General features: G+C 32.8%; 17 protein-coding genes. 6 read left to right on the top strand and 11 right to left on the bottom strand.

What is annotated here, in order from left to right; all coding sequences use genetic code 11:
- Positions 1 to 430: 430 nt before the first annotated feature.
- On the bottom strand, positions 431 to 3418 hold the full coding sequence (locus OM075_RS21370) for a TolB family protein (RefSeq protein ID WP_301192591.1): 2988 nt from the start codon (positions 3416 to 3418) through the stop codon (positions 431 to 433).
- Positions 3419 to 3667: 249 nt separating this feature from the next.
- Between OM075_RS21370 and OM075_RS21365 the strand changes: the two genes are divergently transcribed.
- Both OM075_RS21365 and OM075_RS21360 read left to right on the top strand, forming a co-directional pair.
- Positions 3668 to 5353 (top strand): alpha-amylase family glycosyl hydrolase, encoded by a 1686-nt coding sequence (locus OM075_RS21365; RefSeq protein WP_301192590.1) that lies wholly within the window; start codon positions 3668 to 3670, stop codon positions 5351 to 5353.
- 179 nt (positions 5354 to 5532) lie between these two features.
- On the top strand, positions 5533 to 5859 hold the full coding sequence (locus tag OM075_RS21360; RefSeq protein WP_301192589.1) for a hypothetical protein: 327 nt from the start codon (positions 5533 to 5535) through the stop codon (positions 5857 to 5859).
- A gap of 77 nt (positions 5860 to 5936) precedes the next feature.
- On the opposite strand, the gene OM075_RS21355 is transcribed toward OM075_RS21360, so the two are convergent.
- Entirely contained in the window at positions 5937 to 7223 is a 1287-nt protein-coding gene (locus OM075_RS21355) for a metallophosphoesterase (protein WP_301192588.1), read from the bottom strand.
- A gap of 287 nt (positions 7224 to 7510) precedes the next feature.
- Here OM075_RS21355 and OM075_RS21350 point away from each other — a divergent pair, with 287 nt between their 5' ends.
- Together OM075_RS21350 and nspC are read left to right on the top strand one after the other, a co-directional pair.
- Positions 7511 to 8704, top strand: a complete 1194-nt coding sequence (locus tag OM075_RS21350) for a saccharopine dehydrogenase family protein (RefSeq protein ID WP_301192587.1) — start codon at positions 7511 to 7513, stop codon at positions 8702 to 8704.
- Positions 8705 to 8797: 93 nt separating this feature from the next.
- Positions 8798 to 9940, top strand: a complete 1143-nt coding sequence (gene nspC, locus OM075_RS21345) for a carboxynorspermidine decarboxylase (protein WP_301192586.1) — start codon at positions 8798 to 8800, stop codon at positions 9938 to 9940.
- 4 nt (positions 9941 to 9944) lie between these two features.
- On the opposite strand, the gene OM075_RS21340 is transcribed toward nspC, so the two are convergent.
- On the bottom strand, positions 9945 to 10685 hold the full coding sequence (locus OM075_RS21340; protein WP_301192585.1) for a lysophospholipid acyltransferase family protein: 741 nt from the start codon (positions 10683 to 10685) through the stop codon (positions 9945 to 9947).
- A 156-nt stretch (positions 10686 to 10841) separates the two neighbouring features.
- Between OM075_RS21340 and OM075_RS21335 the strand changes: the two genes are divergently transcribed.
- Positions 10842 to 12740 carry a sensor histidine kinase gene (locus OM075_RS21335; RefSeq protein WP_301192584.1) on the top strand — a complete coding sequence of 633 codons (1899 nt, stop codon included), beginning with the start codon at positions 10842 to 10844 and terminating at the stop codon, positions 12738 to 12740.
- Here OM075_RS21335 and OM075_RS21330 read toward each other — a convergent pair.
- On the bottom strand, positions 12733 to 13641 hold the full coding sequence (locus tag OM075_RS21330; protein ID WP_301192583.1) for a 3'(2'),5'-bisphosphate nucleotidase CysQ family protein: 909 nt from the start codon (positions 13639 to 13641) through the stop codon (positions 12733 to 12735). The genes OM075_RS21335 and OM075_RS21330 overlap by 8 nt on opposite strands.
- Positions 13642 to 13693: 52 nt before the next feature.
- Positions 13694 to 14677: a phosphotransferase gene (locus OM075_RS21325; protein ID WP_301192582.1), complete on the bottom strand. Its 984-nt coding sequence runs from the start codon at positions 14675 to 14677 to the stop codon at positions 13694 to 13696.
- A gap of 148 nt (positions 14678 to 14825) precedes the next feature.
- Between OM075_RS21325 and OM075_RS21320 the strand changes: the two genes are divergently transcribed.
- Positions 14826 to 15593 (top strand): Rossmann-like and DUF2520 domain-containing protein, encoded by a 768-nt coding sequence (locus OM075_RS21320; protein ID WP_301192581.1) that lies wholly within the window; start codon positions 14826 to 14828, stop codon positions 15591 to 15593.
- Positions 15594 to 15810: 217 nt separating this feature from the next.
- Here OM075_RS21320 and OM075_RS21315 read toward each other — a convergent pair whose 3' ends face one another.
- The 6 genes from OM075_RS21315 to OM075_RS21290 all read right to left on the bottom strand — a co-directional run bounded on the left by OM075_RS21315 (position 15811) and on the right by OM075_RS21290 (position 21683).
- Positions 15811 to 17982: a S46 family peptidase gene (locus OM075_RS21315; RefSeq protein ID WP_301192580.1), complete on the bottom strand. Its 2172-nt coding sequence runs from the start codon at positions 17980 to 17982 to the stop codon at positions 15811 to 15813.
- 95 nt (positions 17983 to 18077) lie between these two features.
- Positions 18078 to 18665, bottom strand: a complete 588-nt coding sequence (locus OM075_RS21310; RefSeq protein WP_301192579.1) for a Maf family nucleotide pyrophosphatase — start codon at positions 18663 to 18665, stop codon at positions 18078 to 18080.
- A 10-nt stretch (positions 18666 to 18675) separates the two neighbouring features.
- Positions 18676 to 19620, bottom strand: coding sequence for a geranylgeranylglycerol-phosphate geranylgeranyltransferase (locus tag OM075_RS21305; RefSeq protein WP_301192578.1), 945 nt, complete (start codon positions 19618 to 19620; stop codon positions 18676 to 18678).
- 48 nt (positions 19621 to 19668) lie between these two features.
- Positions 19669 to 20184 carry a KdsC family phosphatase gene (locus OM075_RS21300; RefSeq protein WP_301192577.1) on the bottom strand — a complete coding sequence of 172 codons (516 nt, stop codon included), beginning with the start codon at positions 20182 to 20184 and terminating at the stop codon, positions 19669 to 19671.
- Positions 20185 to 20289: 105 nt separating this feature from the next.
- Complete coding sequence (locus tag OM075_RS21295; RefSeq protein ID WP_301192576.1) at positions 20290 to 21078, bottom strand: ABC transporter permease; 789 nt, start codon at positions 21076 to 21078, stop codon at positions 20290 to 20292.
- Between the two features lie 8 nt (positions 21079 to 21086).
- Complete coding sequence (locus tag OM075_RS21290) at positions 21087 to 21683, bottom strand: ABC transporter ATP-binding protein (RefSeq protein WP_301192575.1); 597 nt, start codon at positions 21681 to 21683, stop codon at positions 21087 to 21089.
- Positions 21684 to 21945: the final 262 nt, after the last annotated feature.

The raw sequence follows: 21945 nt of genomic DNA, 5'->3' as shown, positions 1-21945 counted from the left end.
AAATTAGCAAAATCCATTTTTATTTCAAAATATTACATGATTTTATTTTCGATTATTTCATTGATATACTGCGATTTAAGAATCGAACTGAGGTTGTTATTTTTTCAATGAATATTTCAATATACTTTAGTACTACAAGCTGAGATCAGAGCGCTATTTGCACTAAGCCCTTTGCTCTTTGCTCTAAAGTCGGCCGATATACATGTTTAACCCGGGCTCTGATATTACCTTATCAGTGATAGCAGGGCTTACAAAACGAAAAGTCATGATAACACATAAAAAAGAAACAATGGAAAAACAGGAAACACTTTCATCAGTATATATAAAACCAGGCGCGATGTAAAAAACCTTCGTTTATTTAGTCCTATGCCTGAATTACTTATAGTCTTAAAAAATTTATATTAACTGTTAGTTTCAATATAACAGACAACTATTTACCAATCGAAAAACCTGAAATATTAATTCCCAACAGCATCTCATGATAATTACTATTAAAATCAAGTAGCCTTGAGTACCGATAGCCAACATTTATAGGAAATAAAAACCTAAAAGCATGCACTTCACATAAAAACTCTGCCCCAACAGACTTAAAATCATTAATAACTTTAGTTTTTTGATTGCTATCCTTATAATAATAATTCAGTGTACTTCTTGAATAATCAAAGAAGAATGTACTCGTAATTCTTTTTAAATACAAAACACCGGGCAATGATAAATCTGGATTCCATAAGGGAAATATGTAATTGGTTTTTAAGGAATAAAGCTCGTCATTAGTATAATTGATATAGCCTCGAGCATAATTAAAATAATTACCAAAACGATAAAAGTGCCTATATGTGTCATCATTATTATTCTGATACTCCTCACCTTTCCATTTGTACTGAAACTCATTATCAATTCTAACTGAATGATGTTTGAGTAAACCCGGAAAATAAAAACGGGCACGCGCACCTAATATTTCTCCAACATCTATTCCGCCCAATGGCGTGCTCTGGTAATTTATTTCAAAAACCTGCCCCCATCTGTATGTCACATCTCTTGATGAGCTTTTTAATAAGTTGTGTAAATACAGAGAATATTCCAGCGTTGAATAATTAAAATCATCACGATAATAATACCTTGGTTCTCCATTTTGAACAACTTCATTACCTGATCTGGTTAGTGGAATTCCTAAGGCTTTATATCCTGAACGATGTATTAAATTATAATTTACTGATGGTTGCAGGTACCTGTAAAACTTATTCCTGGTAAAATTCAAAGGTATATTAATTCCAACCTCAACTTCCGTTTGATTTTGCTTTGGGTTTTGGGATACATAGGCTGTGTCGGAATCAAATGAATAAATACCATCACTCACTCTTTCGTTTCCTTGTTTTAAATCCAGTTCTATCACAGGGTAAAATCCTCTATACTGAAAATTAAAATGAAACTTTTCCAGACTATTTTGAGAGTCTGCATTATATCCAATTAAGGTTATAGCAGTACCCAATAGATTCTGAGAAAATGCAGAAACTCCAGGACCAAGCATTTGATCATCAACATTCAGATTCACCGGAGCCCAGCTGTGAACATTAAATAAATTCTTCAATTTAGAATATCTGGTTACCGGATATTTAGCTAGTGTATCTACTTTAGAGAAATCAAGTTTACCAGGTTCCTGATCGGCAATTATTTGATACAATTGATTTGAATGATTCTTCACTTGTTTTAATGGTATTACTGCTTCATCTGAAAGTGAAGATTTTACAATTTGAAAGCCATTAGAACTATACCTGCTATAAATATAACTGTATGATATTGGATCAAATATTGCCCCTGTTGCTCCATACTGACTCTGTGTAATTTGCTGAACCTGTTTTGACTCCACATTTACTGAATAAATATCTTCAATACCGCTATAACCAGCCGAAAAAAGTATTGTATGATCATCTTTCCACTTAGGCAGAGAAATATCATCATAAGTTGATTCTGTTACATCAGACCAATGCCCTTTTGTAAAATTATAGACAATGATCTTTTTTCCTTTATCCGTTAAACAAATACAAACAATCTTATCTTCATTGGGGCTCCATGATGGTGTAAAATAATAGGATGTAGCATCATAATTGAATTCATCCAATTCTTCTCCCGAAATGCGATCAATAACTACCAATGCATACTTATTATCTTTACTCGCTTTTACTGCAACAATTTTACTTCCATCCTCAGAAATATATGGAGAAAAATAACGCGTTTTGTTTTTTACTACGCTTACTTCTGATGTATTAAGATCTAAACATTTTATAACTGACCAGCCTCTGTTTTCCCATCTTTTATCTGAAATATATTCAGCCCAGCATAGGGTATTGTTATTGTACGAAAATGGCTCATCATTTATATTACCAGGAGTATATAATCTTTTATAATTACCAACTGAATCTATTAACACAAACTGTGTAATTTCTCCCGGGCCTGATAACTCTGCAATAATTTTTCCATCACTTCTTAATACAGGATATTTAAAGTTTACATAGTCCCGATCTCTTTGCGTAATTTCAACATAAGGTGTTTTATGAATAGAACTATCTTGTTTTAACCAATCCTTATGCAACTCAGATAAAACATCATGATATAATTTTGTTTTATTCACATACGACTTTCTTTTTTCTTTCGACAAAAAAGGATGTAGTATCAACGTATTACTAACCAAATCATAGAATCTCTGATTCCATAACTCTAAACCATACATTTCTCTTCCTTTAGCTACTAACTGGTAACCCAACTCATAATAATTTGGAGTAAAGTCTCTGTACGATCCAAAATATGCCTTATCGTAGGAATAAGTTTTTTGTTCCATAACCTGAGCTCTTAATCTTTGCTCAAACCATGGAGATCGCCCTCTTCCCGTTTGGGTTAAGGATGTTTCTGCAACAACAGCATCTCCCTCTAAAAACCACATGGGTAAATACAGTCCCAGAATTCCACCAACAGCCTGCTCACCTAATACGTAACTTAAAAGTTTGGTGAAGCCTTTATTGAGCTTATCAATCTGAACCACATGTCTGAATTCATGCACTGTTAATTGCTGAAGCCATTCTTGTGAATAAATACTTTGATTGGGTGTTGGAAACAATTCAATGCGTTTGGGAGCCCAGGTAACAAAACCATTTGAATATGATGTTTCGGGATGAATTAAAACACGAATCTTTTTAGGCGAATGATTTAAAGATCTGCCTCCTTGCTGATAAACTTCTTCCAGCAACTTAACGATGTATTGGGCTTTTTCTGAATAAGCTTCAGGAAACACCAGTTTAAAATTTGGAGTTTCAATTTGATTCCATTTTAACGAATGAGGATCTTCTCCTGAAGTATAATATTGCGATTTTACAGATATTGAAATCGATATAAAGATGATTGCTAAAATTAATTTTAACTGCATTGATAAGAATGTTTTAACGAGCAATAAAAATAGTTTAAATAATTAAAGTGCCATCATCTTACATGGAAGTGACTAAAACTTAAATCAAAAATTGTATTTTTAAACTAGAATAAACCAGGTAAATATTATTTACTTAACCTCACATACGGAAGATCATCTTTTTAAGCTAAGGTTGAATATATGCTGAAATATCAGTAGTATCCGCAGCTCTAATCATCATCTTCTTTGTGAAAACAGGCTAACATCATTATGCAAAAAATTATCATATATCAGGTACTTACACGTCTTTTTGGAAATACGAATCGTAATAATGTCCAGAACGGAACCATTGAAGAAAATGGCTGTGGAAAGATGAATGATTTTACAACAAAAGCATTACAGGAGATTAAAGAATTGGGAATCTCTCATATTTGGTATACAGGAATTATTGAACATGCAACAACTACTGATTACTCTCAATATCATATTGAAAGTGATTTTCACGAAGTGATTAAAGGCAAAGCTGGTTCTCCCTATGCAATAAAAGATTATTATGATGTTTGCCCGGATTTAGCAGAAGATGTAAACCATAGAATGGGCGAATTTGGATCTCTTGTAAAAAGAACTCACGATGCCAATCTAAAAGTAATCATTGATTTTATACCCAATCACCTGGCTCGTCATTACATTTCCGACAGTAAACCTGATCAGATTATCGATTTTGGTAAGGATGATGATACATCAGTTAATTTTCATATCAATAACAATTTTTATTATCTGCCCGGAGAAACCTTTGATGGTCCTGTAACAGCAAAGAATAAAAATCATTTAATAGAAAATCCAGCTAAAGTGACCGGGAACGACTGTATTTCAGCAAAACCAGGTATTAACGATTGGTATGAAACAGTTAAATTAAATTACGGAATAAACATTTTTGATGGTTCAAAACATTTTGATCCCATACCAGATACATGGAACAAAATGTTGCAGGTTCTTCTTTATTGGGCAGATAAGAACATTGATGGTTTCAGATGTGATATGGCTGAAATGGTTCCTGTAGAGTTTTGGCACTGGGCAATTCCGGAGGTAAAAAAGAGATACCCTAAAATTATTTTTATTGCTGAAGTATACAACCCTGATTTATACAGACAATATATAACCTATGGTGGTTTTGATTTTCTTTACGATAAGGTAGGCATGTATGATACGCTGAAGTTAATCATGCAAGGTCATCAGCAACCTTCTGCTATTACAAAAGCCTGGGATGTGTTAAATGGCATTCACCAACACATGTTATTCTTTTTAGAAAATCACGATGAACAACGTATTGCATCACCGTTTTTTGCCGGGGAGGCACAAAAGAGCATTCCGGCAATGATTATTTCCGGAACTATGTATTCGAATCCGTTGATGATTTATTTTGGACAAGAATTAGGTGAGGAAGGAATGGATGAAGAAGGTTTTAGTGGTAAAGATGGCAGAACAACAATATTTGATTATTGGGGCGTAAACCTTTATCAGGATTGGGTGAATGAAAAATCATTTGACGGTGCAGGCTTACCTCAGTCTGCTAATGATTTAAGAAGCTGGTATAAAACATTTTTAAACATTGCCCTCACTAACGACACCTTAAAAAATGGCAAGTTTTACGATTTGATGTGGGCGAATGAGGATAATGACAATTTTGATTCTAATTGCCTATACGCGTTCCTAAGATACTACAATGATAAAATTCTGCTTGTTGTGGTTAATTTTAGTAATGAGAAAGTAAAATGCAGAATTAAAATACCACCACATGCCTTCTTTACTATGGGAGTAGAAAGTGCTAGATTTTTTAAAGGAATTGATATTTTAGGAGGAAAAAACAAAATTAGTTTTCCTAAGGATGTGGCTATTTCCAATGGTCTTGGAGTAAAAGTAAAACCCTATTCCGGTAGAATCTACGAATTATCCTGAATGGATTATTTATAAACAGATTAATCACAACTTGGCGCTGTAAAATGACCATTCATTTACAGTCCAATTTTTACACATTCTAAATTGAATATCAACGCATTAATAAACTTTCCATTGGCTATTAATTTCACTATATTATATAGAGAAAATTGTTAATCTAAATTTGGGAGGATTTTCGTATGTCAAAAGTAGATTTATCTTTGAATATCAGTTTAGATGACACTGAATTTATTCAAGTTGGTGATTTTATTTATACTACACATGAATCTCTAAAAAGAGAGCAACCATATATTCATTTCATTGGTACCAAATGTCTTGCCGTACTTAAAAAGTTTGAAGGAAGACTTACTCCAAGAATTATTGATGAATGGTTACTAATTTCAAAAGCTTTAGATGATATTTCTTGTGGAGAAAATCGATGTGATGATGAATTAATCATTGAAGAACTTATTAAAGGAATGGAGCATCCGGTTTCATGGTATGCAAAACATTGCTTCGTAGCCTAACAGACGTATTTTTCATAAAAAAAAGAAGTCATTAGAATACTTCCTAATGACTTCTAAATATCTTTAATCAAATTTATCTACATAGGTTCAGTTCCTATCGGCCCTTTACTTAACTGAAGTACCGTAATTTCAGGTGGCATACCTATACGTGCCGGCATACCTAAAAAGCCCAATCCCCTGTTAACATACATAAACTGATTGTTATGTTGATAAAGACCATCCCACTTTTTAAACTTATATTTTGCAGGACTCCATTTAAAGCCTTTCCAATCAATTCCAAACTGCATGCCATGGGTGTGACCAGCCAGGGTTAAATCAAAACTAGTCTGATCAACAACTTCAGCATCCCAATGGTCAGGATCATGAGACAATAATATTTTGAATGGAAATTCCTCTGTTCCTTTCATTGCTTTTTGAAGATCTCCATATCTTGGAAATGGATCATGTCCCCAATTTTCAACTCCTGTAATGGCAATTTCTTCACCACCAATCTCAATCGATATGGATTGATCCCTTAATAATTTAAAGCCAAAGTCTTTATGAGCATTTACAATACCATTAAAATTTTGCTCCTTAGCTTCAGGCGATTCCCAATCTGTATAATCACCATAATCGTGATTTCCTAATATGGAGAACTTACCATATTTAGCCTTTAATCGGGTAAAAACTTTATCCCATCCGTAGGTTTCTTCCTTAAAATTATTTACCAAATCACCGGTAAAGAATATAACATCTGCTTTTTCCTGATTAATAATATCTACGATATCTTCCAGCTTATCAAAATTACTTGCAAATGATCCTAAGTGAATATCTGAAATATGAACAATTTTAAAACCATCGAATATTGAAGGTAAGTTAGGAAAGCTCAAATTCTGGTGTCGTGTAAAAAAATTAAATCTTCCTTTATGCATACCAAAAATTAGTGACACAAAAGGAGCTGTAGCTAAAATAATTCCTACCTGACTTAAAAACTTTTTACGAGATATTTTAGGATACTTAATGGTTGTTTGCTCTTTAGAATATTTTTTATTCTTCCATACCTGAGTAATTGTTGATAACAACATAAACAACAAATAATAAAGTAAAAAGAAGGTTTTTGGAAGATAAATCAATAAACACAATGCATTTGCAGCCATAAACCACAAATAAAATACAGGTGAAGATGCTTCCCTTATATATTGTGTTAAGAAAAAATAGGAAATAATCTCGAATAAAGGAACAATAGCAAAAAGTAATAATCCAAACCTCTTGGCTTTCTTTGATTTCGGTTCTTCAAGCTCTCTGTTCCAAACCCAAAAACCTAATAAATCAACAACAACTACAAAAATTGTTATAAATAAAAATGCAATAAAAGTTAGCTTCATATCAACTTATAAATTACCCCACTATCATAACAACAGCTGACAGCTTTTTTATGGTTGTGCAATGTTACGCAATAATAATTAAAAGGTTATATTAACAAAGGTTAAAAAGATTATAACATATTGTATATATGCACATTAAACAATACTCAATTCTATTTACTTCAGGATAACCAGAACAATTAATATTTTTTTGAAAAAAATTACTCTACTGTTTACATTATTGAAAAAAAAATCTTTCTTTGCTATGTTAAACGATTATTCAAAAATAAATATTTGAAACAAAAAAGATGGGAAAAGTCTTGATTATCGGTGCTGGTGGTGTTGGTACCGTAGTAGCCACAAAAATGGCTGGATTACCTGAAGTATTTACTGAAATTATGCTTGCTAGTCGCACAAAAAGTAAATGTGATGTTATAGCAGATAAAATTGGTAATAACAGAGTTAAAACTGCTCAGGTAAACGCAGATAATGTTCCTGAATTGGTTGAATTGATCAAATCTTTTGGTCCTGACATCGTGGTAAATGTAGCATTACCATATCAGGATTTACATATCATGGATGCTTGTTTAGAAACTGGCGTTGCTTATCTGGACACAGCGAACTATGAACCGTTGGATGAAGCTAAATATGAATATAAATGGCAATGGGCTTATCACGACAAATTTAAGGATGCAGGTATTACTGCAATCTTAGGTTGTGGTTTTGATCCTGGAGTTACCAGTATTTTTACTGCTCATGCAGCAAAACATCACTTTGATGAAATTCAATACCTTGATATTGTTGACTGTAATGGTGGTGATCATGGTAAAGCTTTTGCTACAAACTTTAACCCTGAAATTAACATCAGAGAAGTGACTCAAAAAGGAAAATTTTGGGAAAATGGAGAATGGGTTGAAACTGAACCTCATGAAATTCATAAACCATTAAATTATCCAAACATCGGAGATCGTGAATCTTATGTTATTTATCATGAAGAATTAGAATCTTTGGTAAAGAATTATCCAACTTTAAAAAGAGCTCGTTTTTGGATGACTTTTGGACAAGAATACCTTACTCATTTAAGAGTAATTCAAAATATTGGTATGGCAGGAATTGAACCTATCATGTATGAAGGTAAAGAGATTGTTCCTATCCAATTCCTGAAAGCGGTACTTCCTAATCCGGGTGATCTTGGAGAAAATTATACCGGAGAAACTTCCATTGGTTGTAGAATAAAAGGGTTAAAAGACGGTAAAGAAAAAACTTATTATATCTACAACAATTGTAGTCACCAGGCTGCTTACGAAGAAACCGGGGCGCAGGGTGTAAGTTATACAACAGGTGTTCCTGCTACAATTGGAGCAATGATGTATTTACAAGGCTTATGGAAAAAAGCCGGTGTATATAATGTTGAAGAATTTAATCCAGATCCATTTATGGAGAAATTAAACCAATTAGGATTACCTTGGATTGAACAACATGATGTTGATTTAGAATTATAATACTGTAATTATAATTCACTATAAAATAACAACGGGGTTTCATGTTTTATGAAGCCCCAATTTATTATTTGTAATTGCTAACTTTTATATAAAATGTCAATAAACTTCACTCAAATTCCATCACCCTGCTATGTACTAAATGAAGATCTGCTTAGAAAGAATCTTGAACTTATAAAATCTGTGAACGATAGAGCTGGTGTTGAAATAATATTGGCATTTAAATCATTTGCTATGTGGGGAGCATTCCCTGTAATTCGTGAATATATCCCGACTGCCACAGCCAGTTCTGTAAATGAAGCACGATTGGCTTTTGAAGAAATGGGAAGTAAGGCTCATACTTATGCTCCGGGCTATACTGATAAAGACTTTGATACCATATTAAAATACAGCACCCATATTACTTTTAATTCCTTAAATCAGTTTAACAGATTTAAAGATAAAGTACTTAACTACCCGGATAATATTTCAATGGGATTAAGAATCAATCCAGAATACTCAAGTGTTGAGACTGATTTATACAATCCTTGTTCACCTGGTACCCGATTAGGTATTGCCATTGACGACATGCCTGAAGTGTTACCAGAACATATTGAAGGTTTACATTTTCATACATTATGCGAATCTAAATCGTATGATCTTGAACAAACCTTAAAAGCCGTTGAAAATAAGTTTGGCAAGTATCTTAAACAGATTAAATGGCTTAATATGGGTGGTGGGCATTTAATGACTCACAAAGATTATAATGTTGAGCACTTAATTGCTACTTTAAAAGCATTTAAAGAAAAATGGAATATTCATTTGATTTTAGAGCCTGGTAGCGCATTTAACTGGGGAACCGGAGTATTGGTAAGTTCTGTTGTTGATGTAGTGCAAAACAAAGGGATAAAAACAGCTATACTGGATGTTTCCTTTGCTGCACATATGCCTGATTGCCTGGAGATGCCTTATCAACCTGGAATTCAGAGTGCCTCATCAGAACCTATTTCTGGTAAACCTACCTATCGAATGGGAGGAAATAGTTGTCTTGCCGGTGATTTTGTAGGTGATTATTCATTTGAAAATGAACTAAACATTGGTGATAAAATCATTTTCGAAGATATGATTCACTACACTATGGTAAAAACAACAATGTTCAACGGAGTAAACCACCCTTCAATTGGAATTTGGAGCAATAAGGATGGTTTTAAATTACTTCGCACATTTGGATATGAAGATTTTAAAGGACGTATGGGATAAGGCATTATTGCTTTACCCCTACTTCTGCTTTAATTTTATTTTCAATATCCAATGTTAATTCTTTAATATCTTTGTCTGAAGGATCGATCGCTTCTAATGCAGTATAAGTTAATTTAGTACCAAAGGTTAATGGAAAATAACCGTTTTTAGTTAATTCATAATTACCATCAATTGCCAGTGGTATTATCAATGCAGAAGGAGCTGTTTTTGCCAGAGATGCAATTCCCGGATATTGAAAACTTCTTATTTTACCATTTTTAGAACGTGTTCCTTCCGGAAAAATACTTGCACAGTATCCTTCTTTTTCAATGTGCTTACCCAATTTAGCTATTTCTACCATTGCCTGACGGCCATTTTTTCGATCTATTAAAGCAGAACCACCCATTCGTAAATTATATGAAATAGACGGGATACCTTTTCCTAATTCTTTTTTTGAAACAAATTTAGGATGTTGCTTTCTGAATCCCCATACAATAGGAGGAATATCAAAAGTACTCTGATGATTAGATACTATAATTAAAGGTCTTCCCTCAGGTAAGTTTTCGAATCCTTTAAAACTTATGCGAGCTCCAACTATTCTTAAACCATATAATAACAAATAATTAAGTATATCCACTGATTTTTTTCTTAGTTGATATCCTCCTGTTTTATGACATATAACCTGAATGACATGAAAGATCAATAAAAGAATGCCAAAATAAATCCAATAGATAGGTGATAAAAGGTAGCTAAGAATCTTCTTCATCAATAAAATTCAATTAAAATGTTGACTATTTTTATAATATTTAATTATTTGCTGCAAAGGAACAATAATTTATGGGATATACTTCATTTTTCTAGATCAAAATCCTACATTGCTTTTGTAACAGTAATTAGGAATTTTAATCATCAAATTACCTAAATGATCAGATATAAAAAGATAAGGATTAAGCTTCAGCTATTTTTAGGAATATCTATATTACTCATTGTGGTGATCTTAGGTGTTGTGCATATTACTACAGTAAGGAGTTCTTTATATAAAGATTATAGAGAGAAACGATATTATACTGTATTAAGAGCTTCACAAAGTTCCTTTGAGTCGATATTACAAAGGGCTATCGAAACATCTGAAATATTAGCTGAAGACCCCACTCTTATCAAATGGTTTTCATCCGGAGAAAAGGACAAGAAACTAAAACAACTGGCATTAAAACGACTTGACTACCTACAAAAAAACTACAATTACAACACGGTTTTTGCAGTAAATAAAATTACACGTAATTACTGGAGAGAAAATTACGACTTATTGGATGTAATATCTGATAACGACCCTGATGATAGTTGGTTTTTATCTTCAATAAAAAGTAAAATAAAAACTACCTTAAACTTTGATTACAATAGAGAACTAAACAGATCTATACTATTTGTAAACGTTTTAATGGGAGATATTAATAATCCCATTGGAGTTGCTGGCGTAGGGATTACTCCTTCTATTCTGGCAGAAGAATTTAATATCCACAAAACTTCTGAAAACTCAAAAATATGGCTCGTTGATAGTCTGGGGAAAATTATAATGAGTGAAAATGTAAGTGAAGTAAATTACCCTATTTCCCGACACTTACCCAGAGATATTGTAAGCACTATATTAAAGGACAACAAAACCAATATCATAGCAGAATCAAAAATAAAAAACATCAAATATGAAGTGGCCTATTTACCCATTTATCATGGTAAATATAAACTTATCACAATGGTTCCTGATAAAGATATCTTTCCTGTATTAAGTGTAATACAAAACCAAACCATTGTTTTCAGTATCTTGTTTTTATTAATATCTCTTTTTATCGTCAGCTTTTTATCCAAAGGAATCACCAATCCATTAATACGACTCAAAAAGCTAAGTGATGCTATTGCCATTGGAGATTTAGAAACATCACCAGACCACTCGCTGCTTGAAAGAAAAGATGAAATTGGCATTTTAGCAAGGGCCTTTGAGCATATGAAAAAACAATTGGCCAAATATATTATTGAAATTAATACAACTAATAAAAAGCTTAAAATTGATAAAGATCAATTGAAAGAGACCAATGACAAACTAAATATAGCCTTAAAAAAAGCATCTGAAAGCGAACGATTAACTCAATCGTTTTTAGCCAACATTAGCCATGAAATAAGAACTCCGATGAACAGTATAGTTGGATTTTCGCAACTATTAGAGAACTGTGATCCAAATTCGGAAGAGTATAAACAGTATACCGATTTAGTTTTACGTGGTAGTCAGCAATTATTAACCATTTTAGACAGCATCATTAATCTATCAAAGATTGAAGCCGGGGTAATGAAACCTAAATGGGAATCTATAAATATTGGAAATATATTAAAAGAGTCTTACGATTTATTTCTGATAACCGCTCAAAAAGAAAAACTTGAATTAATACTTGAAAAAGAGGAAATGCATGATTCCGTCTTTATAGAATCAGACCTTGCATTACTTCAGCAAATATTAAACAACCTTTTAACTAACGCTGTAAAATACACGAATCAAGGATACATTAAATTAGGATGTATAATTGAATCCGGATATGCAACATTTTATGTGGAAGATACAGGAATAGGCATATCTAAAGAAGATCAGGAAATTATATTTGAGCCCTTCAGACAAATTCACCTGGATAATAAAACCATAAAAAAATCAGGTGCCGGACTAGGTTTAGCTATTGTAAATAAAATTGTTTCCATACTAAAAGGAAAAATTAGTATGGAAAGCACAATTGATAAAGGAAGTATTTTTTACATTAAGTTTCCTATCAAGGCTACTTAATAAATTTTTGTAACATCGCTTTACAGTTAAGGTTATCTACATCATAAAACAGAACTCCTGTTTTATTCATAAAAGTAGTTTCCTTTTGGTTGAAGTTTAAAGGATTACCAAAAGCATCAGATACTGGTAGTCCCATTTCTTTGAAGATACAAGCAGTTGCAGCAAAATCCCAAAGACTACCACCTCCAACAGCTTCTTTAGGCAATTTAAAATAACATGCCGGTCTGTTTTCCAAAACCCACATTGCATTCATTACAGCCCCACCTTGCTTTAGCATTTTAAATGTAGAATAACCACATTCAATGGCCATATTATTTACATATAAAGTGATATCTTTAAATTTTTCATGCCTGGTAAAACTTCTGTCATTGATGAAGGTAAAATAATTATCTCCAGGCCTTTTATCATCAGACCAAATCTCACCATTTTTAGATACGCCCCCACCCTGATAGGCCACATATACATCCATATTTACAGGGTTGCAAACAACACCAATTACAGGAATTCCTTCTTTTGAAACTAAGGCTATTGAAACTGAATATCCCTGATATCCCTGAGAAAAAGGCAGAGTACCATCCAATGGATCGATACACCAAAAATAATCCTTTTCAAAGCGACTCTTATCATCTGCTTTTTCTTCCGTTAACACACCAAAATCATATTCTTCAATAGTTGATTGTAATAAATCCAGAATAATTTCCTGACTTTTTAAATCTACCTCAGTAACCACCTGAGAAGCTTCACTTGCTCCCCCTTGTGGCTGTCCACCATCAGCATCAATCTGTTTTAATTCAACAGCAAGGTCTTTATGATTATACGATGCTATATACTCAGCAGCTTTCTGAGCAGCTTCAAGAGCTTTTTCACTTAATATTCGTAATGTATCTTTGCCTAAGTTCATTTCATTCCAAAATTGGGTTTGAAGTTAAAAAATATCTTTCTAAACCTCTCACCTATTGATTATTTTTTATCTCCTCTAAAACGCGTCTACTCACCTTTTCACTATAGTCATTTATTTTCCAATGACCAGGACTCCATCCTTTCAGGAAACGATGAAAATCTGTCCATGCATAGTAATATAAATTACGCCACTCGGTCTCTAAATCTTCAACATCGATATTGCTGTCCTGCATCTGAATGGCATCTTTTAATTCTTTAAAGTAAAAATCAAGAATATCAGACTCCAATCGCTCGCAATCCTCTTCGTATAAACAACTTCCTACAAAGTAGGCCACATCCTTCATTCCACAACCTCCTCCTACATATTGAAAATCGACCGCTGCAACTTTTTTACCATCACCCGAAAAACAAAAGTTGGCTAATTTTGCATCGCCATGAACAAGCGTTAAATATTGAGCCTTATTTAGTTTATCATCTATTAGGGCAGCAGCATTTTTTAACGCTATATCATCAAGTACAGCTAATTCATCAGGTCGTGTATCTAAATGCCAATATGTTCCTATCTGCCATAAACCTTCTGGATTTGTTCCCATATAAGTAGCATGAAAGTTAGCCAGCCATTTAAGACACGACTTTATTTCTGTCCATGAAACAGAGGATAAACGTCCACCATATCCTATATCATCCAGATCCTGAAGAACCATAAACACCTCATCTTCTTTGTGCTCCAAAGCCAAACAAGCAGGTATTTTGCACAAATCATTACATTGGGCGGCATATTTTTCATACCAAATAGTTTCAACCTCATATGATTTAACTTTTCGTTGATGCGAAAAATCTGTATTCCATCCTCTGGGATGTTTGTTTTGATTTGGTAGTCGAACATGTTTTGCAACCACACTATTTGTATTGCCTCCAGCTAATCTAATCCTAACAATACTGCCATATCCACTCCAAAGGCTCTGAATTTCTTCTTCCCCTATTATTTGTTTCGCTCCCGTTGCATTTAGAGTAATTTCCTTAAAATGTGTGTCCATAATTTTTGTTCAGGTGCGCAAATATAACAAATTGAATATTTAATATACCGCTGTATATTTACAATAAAAGATGTTTCAAAGAAATCTTATTTATAAACTATCTAAGTTTGGGATATCGTATATTTGAGCCAATATTTATTTGAATATAATGATACGTAATATTGTTTTAATAGGAGCAGGTAATTTAGCCACTCAATTTGGGTATTCTCTTGCAAAAAAAGGTTTTAACATCCGACAGGTTTATAGTTTTACTATTAAAAATGCGGAAATATTAGCAGAAAAACTTAATGCTTATTATACTGATAATTTAGATGAAATTCAGCTCGATGCAGACCTATATATAATAGCAGTAAAAGATGCTTTTTTAGCTGAAACCATTGAAAAACTGCCGGTTGTAAAAGGCATTGTTACCCATACTGCAGGTAGTCATCATTTGGATATGCTTTTAAAATTTGATAACTATGGTATAATATACCCTTTTCAAACTTTTAGTAAAGATAAGGAGGTTGATTTTAATACGATTCCAATTCTTGTTGAAGCCAACAATAAGCAAACGGAAAATGACCTTCTTGAATTTGGACATAAAGTTTCGCAAACGGTAATGACTTGTGATTCAGATCAACGAAAACAAATTCATCTGGCTGCAGTATTTGCATGTAATTTTACCAACCATATGTATGCAATAGCTGATGAGATATTAAAAAAACACGACATTAGTTTTGATGTGATTAAACCTTTAATTTTAGAAACTGCCTCTAAAATTGATGTATTAAGTCCACTTGAGGCTCAAACCGGACCAGCAATCAGAGGAGATCAAAATATTATAGACAATCACCTAAAGATGCTTTCTGACGAAAGTGAATTGGCTTCGATATACAAAACACTAAGCAAAAGAATCATGACTAATATAGAATAAACTAAATTCTATATATTTTAAAATATGCAATCCTATAGGCATGAACCTAAATTTTCATGCTTATAGGATTTTTTTTTATGCTTATAGAAATAAATCCTATGCCTATAAAATTTATTTCTATAAGCATAGGATTTAAGACAAAAAGCAAAAGCGCAAAAATCAAGGATTATTTAATTCCTGACTTTTGCGCTTATCGTTAATATCGTTTATAAAATTGTTACTCTACAATATCCATTTCATCTAATAAATAACCTGCACCAGCAAACTTATCAATCAAAAACAATACATATCTGATATCCAAAGATATATTTCTTGATTGCTCCGGACTAAATACCATATCACTCATCACCCCTTCCCAGGCTCTATCAAAATTAACTCCAATTAACTCACCGTTTCCATTTACAACCGGACTACCGGAATTACCTCCTGTGGTATGATTTGTTGCTGTAAAACAAACCGGAACTGTGCCGTTTACTGCATACCTTCCATAGTCTTTGTTTTGGTATAACTCTTTCAACTTTTCTGGCACACGATAATCGTAAATATCAGGATTATCCTTTTCAATAATACCTTCTAATGTGGTATAGTTCTCATAGATCACTCCATCTCTCGGTTCAAAAGATTTTACTTTTCCATAGGATACTCGTAAAGTAAAATTGGCATCCGGATAGAAAACCCGATCTTTTTGAAATTCCATTTGAGCAGACATATACAACTTGTTTACAGCTTTTAATTTATTTTGCAAATCGTAATACTGACTGTAAATTTTATCTCGGTACAAAGTGTAAATACTTTTGTAAAGTTGATATGCAGGATCTTTTTCAACTATGCCCATTTGTTTTTTACTAAACTGCTGCACTAACTCCAACACCTCTTCTTTGTTTGAGAAAATTGATTTCTTAAATACGGCATCCACATATTTGCTTACATCACCCTTATATTTCCTTTCTATGAGATTATATACATCCGGTAAAAACTCAGCTGGCATTCTATCTTTATACATTACAAGAAGCATTTCTGTCATTTCTTTATCCAAAGGAGCATGATAATCTTTGAAAAACTTCTCGTATTCTTTTATTGTTTGATCTTTTAATTTTTGAACTGCAGATTCATTCACATTATCTTTATTAACCTCCTTGATCAGTGAATTTAACAAGGTTGAAGCTTTGGCAATCTCAGTTCCGTTTCTGTATAAGATCTCTACATTATAATTATAAAGCAGTTTATATTCACCAAACTCTTCATAAAGCTTTTTATAGTCAGACAGAATATTTTTATACTTATCGTGGCTATTTGCCCATTGTTGAAACTCAGCTTCATAAGACTCCTTCTTTTCAATGGCATTTAATCTCTTAAGACCACGAATCTCACCGATCCATCTCTTCCATGAATTTGAAATACTTGCATCTTTAGCAGCATATTGAATTCTGACAGCAGGATCAGATTTATATTCATTGATAATATCCAGTTTCCTACCTCTAAGATCGATTAATTCCGGATTTACTTTTTCAGTAATCATTTTAATATGATACGAAGGAACATATTGTTCTGTTGATCCAGGGTATCCAAAAACCATAGTAAAATCATTCTCTTTAACTCCTTTTAATGAAACAGGAAAATGCTTCAATGGCTTGTAAGGTACGTTCTCAGTAGAATATTCTGCCGGCTTATTATCTTTGTCTGCATAGATTCTAAACAGAGAAAAATCTCCGGTATGACGAGGCCACATCCAGTTATCAGTATCACCACCAAATTTACCAATGGCACTTGGCGGAGCTCCCACCAATCGAACATCCGTGTAGATTTCATTAATAAATAAGAAATACTGATTACCATGAAAAAATGGTTTTAATTCAGCTTTATAGTGTGTTCCTTTAACAGCTTCAGCTTTTATGGAATCAATATTATTCTCTATCATTTTTGATTTTTCGGTCTCAGTCATATCTTCTGACACACCACTAAAAACTTCAGCAGTTACATCTTTCATACTTTTCAGAAAAGTAACCTTAAGATCTTCATTAGGCAATTCTTCCTGATTATTCATAGCCCAAAAACCATCTGTTAAATAGTCATGATCTACAGAACTATGCGATTGGATCGCTCTGTACCCACAGTGGTAATTTGTTATTAAAAGGCCCTGATCAGAAATCAGTTCTCCGGTACAACCGCCTCCAAAAATAACCACGGCATCTTTCATACAAGCCTGGTTAACACTATACACATCTTCTGCAGTAAGCTTAAAGCCCATTTGCTGCATTTCTTCAATATTGTATTTCTCTAATAATATTGGAATCCACATTCCTTCTTTTGCCTGCACACCGACACTAACAATCGCTACAAGAAAGAGAAGTGCAATTTTTTTTAAATAATTTGTTTTCATTTTCTTCATCCTAAAGGAAATTTTATTGAAATCAATCCATGTGTGGGAAATATTAGCATGACTGATTCAAAATTTAAATCTTATAAATGTTTTATTGATGGGTATTAGAACTTTAATAATTCACTATATAATTTTTTAACGGGTAAACCCACCACATTAAAGTAGGAACCTTCAATTTTTTCTATTCCAATCATACCAATCCATTCCTGAATACCATAGGCACCAGCCTTATCATAAGGCTTATAATGATCTACATAATATTCTATTTCATCTATGGTAAGATCCTTAAAATTAACTTTTGTTTCTACTGAAAATGTAGTCTTCTTGTTCGAACCTAAAATAGTAACGCCGGTAATCACAGAATGTTGCTTTCCTGATAGTTTTGAAAGCATTTCAATTGCATGAGCCTTATCCCCCGGTTTACCTAAAACCTCATTACCTAAGCAAACAATGGTGTCTGAAGTAATGACCAGTTTATTGGTATCAACAACATCATTTTCATATATCGAAGCCTTTAGCTCTGATAGATATTTGGCAACTTCAACATTTGATAAGCCTTCCGGAAAAACTTCTTCTACGCCCTCTTTATTACCAATTGTAAATTGAACACCAAGTTCACGCAACAACTGCGCTCTTCGTGGTGATTTGGAGGCAAGTATAATTTCGTATTCAGATAAGATCTCTGAAATCATTTAATATAATTTAAAATAATTGACTAATAACAAATATGTATAAAATACCCATTAACATGATAACTTTATACAATGTACTTAGATTATGGTATTGGTTAGATGTTTTTGCTTTAAACAACATAATTAATGATACAATAAAGGGAATTGTTACTAAAAGCAAAAAGTAATACACGGAATATTTATAGCTATTGATTTTATTTATGTAAAAGTACAAGGCCCAAATTGAAGCAACTGTAAAAACAGTAATTAAAAGAACAAATATTTTACTGAATTGTACTCCAATTACTATTGGTAATGTTTGGCAACCTTCGGCTTTATCGCCTTGCATATCTTCCATATCCTTCACGATTTCGCGAATCAGCGTAGTAATAAATGCAAAAAAAGCAAAACCTAAAGTCCAGTACCAGGCCATTGTACAAGCTTCGCTGTTAATTATTTCCTGTCCATGAACACGTTCTAACGCTCCAAATTCAAACGACACGACAATAATAGCCACCAAAGCTGTTAGTCCTGAAACCACAAGATTTCCGATAAAGCCCTGCTTTTTAAATGTAGTGGAATAATACCAGAGAAAAACAGGTATAAGCAGAAACATAAAAGCCCATGTTTCTTTTCGTACTACATACGACAAAAACAAGCCTATGAATACACCCAAAAAGGTAAGAATCACATGAAAAAACATAACTTCTCTACGCTTAAAATCATTGCCAACAACAACTCTTTCCGGTCGGTTTAAGCGATCAATCTTTACATCAAAATAATCGTTTATAACATAACCTGATGCAGCTAAAAAAACGGATGCCAAAACTAACAACCCAAACCTAAAATGAGATAAAACAGGTTCGTAACCATAATGATTCAGAATAGGAATAATTAATCCATACCGGATTAAACTCTGCAATAGAGCAATTATAAACAAATTCTTGAATCGTACCAGTTGAAAGAGCGACAACATCTGTGACTATTTTATGTGATTAAACCTATATAAATTAAAAACGGATGATTACCATGTAAGGTCTGTTCCCCACATATTATGAACTCTTAATACCTGTTCCAATACATCACGGGCACATCCTTCACCTCCGTTTTTATGACTAATATACTTACACAAACTCTTTATTTCTTCAACGGCATCGGCAGGACAAACAGGAACACCAACAACTTTCATCACAGGAAAATCGGGTAAATCATCCCCCATATAAAGTACATTTTCTGGAGATAAATTTCTTTTAGTAATCCAATCATTAAATTGAACAATTTTATCTGAAGCCCCCATGTAAACATCCTGTACACCCAAATCCAAATAGCGTTTTTTTACAGCTTCGGTTTTACCCCCTGTAATAATTGCTACAGGAAAGCCTAATTTTACAGCGAACTGCAATGCAAATCCATCTTTAATATTTGCAGTACGCATTGGTTCTCCATTGGGATGAATTGGTATTATTTGGGCAGATAAAACTCCATCAACATCAAAGGCAAAAGCCTTTACTTTCTTCAAATCTTCTTTAAAATTGCTCATAAATAATTATTAAACATAGTGCTGCAGCGAATTTACAAAAAAATAGACAGCAAAATAGATACTTCTGGAATTGTAAAATATATAACTACTAAATTACGCACTCATTTACTTAAAAACATTCTCTTTAAATCTTTGATAACCATCAAAAATATACCTATTGGAAAATAAAATGGTTAAAAACAGATTTAAGGTACATCCGGTAAATATGGCCAACATAATCATAACCTGATATTTTATGGCCACACTTGGAGCACTACCTCCAAGTATCTGTCCGGTCATCATACCTGGTAAAGAAATTAATCCAATAACCGTCATGGTTGCAATTAATGGATTTAAGCCTCTTTTAACCGCCTCTGCAATAAAGGGTCTTTTGGCTAATGATGCGTCACCTGAATTGGTCAGTAAAAAATAATACAAATCGCTTTTTTCAGATAAACCACTATAATAACTTGTTAAACCTACAATATTATGATTTAAAGAATTTCCCAGCATCATTCCTGTAATTGGAATAAAATATCGGGCATCAAAAACATAATCCAGTTTTATTACTAATCCTAAAAAGAACGAATCTATGATTAACACAGTTGTTAATGATGCTAAAATCATGGGTAGCACAAATATTTTCCAGTTTAGTCCTATCCTGTTTATGGAAGTTGATACTCCAACTAATATCATTAAAACAACCCATATTGAATTAATTAATGCACTATTCTTATCAAAAATCCATTCTAAATAAACGGCAAGCAATGATAATTGAATAACCATTCGTAGTAAACCTATTAATACACTTTTAACCAATTTAATTTTGAAGTACAGAAAGAATGAAACTGGTATAATCATAATAGCAAAACCTATTGCTAAATCTGTTATTTCGATATTTATAATTTGTCCCATAACAAGCATTAATTAAGTTCAATTATACGATCTGAATTTTCTATCCAGGTAATATTATGTGATGCGGTGAGAATAGTTTTCCCTTTTAACGACTTCATCGTATGAATCAACAATTGTATAGCGTTTTCATCTAATGAAGAGGTTGGTTCATCCATTAATACAATTGGTTTATTAATGCTTAAGCATATAGCAATAATAATACGTTGCTTTTGTCCTCCACTTACTTTCTGAAAATCCTTATGCAGTATTTTTGATTCCAAACCTAATTGATCCAACAATGATTCTATTAGCCCATTGTTATTATTTAATCCCATCAATTGCACCAATTCAACTCCGTTTTTTACAGGTAAATTAACATTCTGTGGAATCCAGATAATATCATTTCGAATACCTGATATTGATTTCTCTGTGAGCAATTCTCCTTTAACAGAAATTTCACCATTAAGAAATGGAACGTACCCTTGAATCATCTTTAACAGAGATGACTTTCCGGTACCGGATTCACCCTTTATGGTTAAAAACTCGCCTTCTTCAACATGAAAGGAAACATGTTCAAATATCTTTTTCTTACCAAAAGACAGAGATATATCATTACATTTTATCATACAGTCGGTTTTTAATATCAATACAAATACATTCAAGTAAGTATATCAATCACAAGTAACTAGTTTTTTGTACCTTATTTACACGGTTTAAATAGTATTTTATGACATCTGAAAAACAAATACGCATATTCATTGGAATAAAACTGGATCTGTCAGAATATCAAAGAAAAATAAACCACTATGGACTGAAAGTCCATAGTTTTGAGCGACCTGAATGACTAAAAGTCATTCTTTAGCTCGTTTCTCATCTATTCTAAGATGA

It is taken from the genome of Plebeiibacterium sediminum (assembly GCF_026013605.1).
GTDB lineage: Bacteria > Bacteroidota > Bacteroidia > Bacteroidales > Marinilabiliaceae > Saccharicrinis > Saccharicrinis sediminus.
The sequence above is the reverse complement of the archived record's forward strand: the minus strand, read 5'-3'. Positions and strand labels throughout refer to the sequence as shown.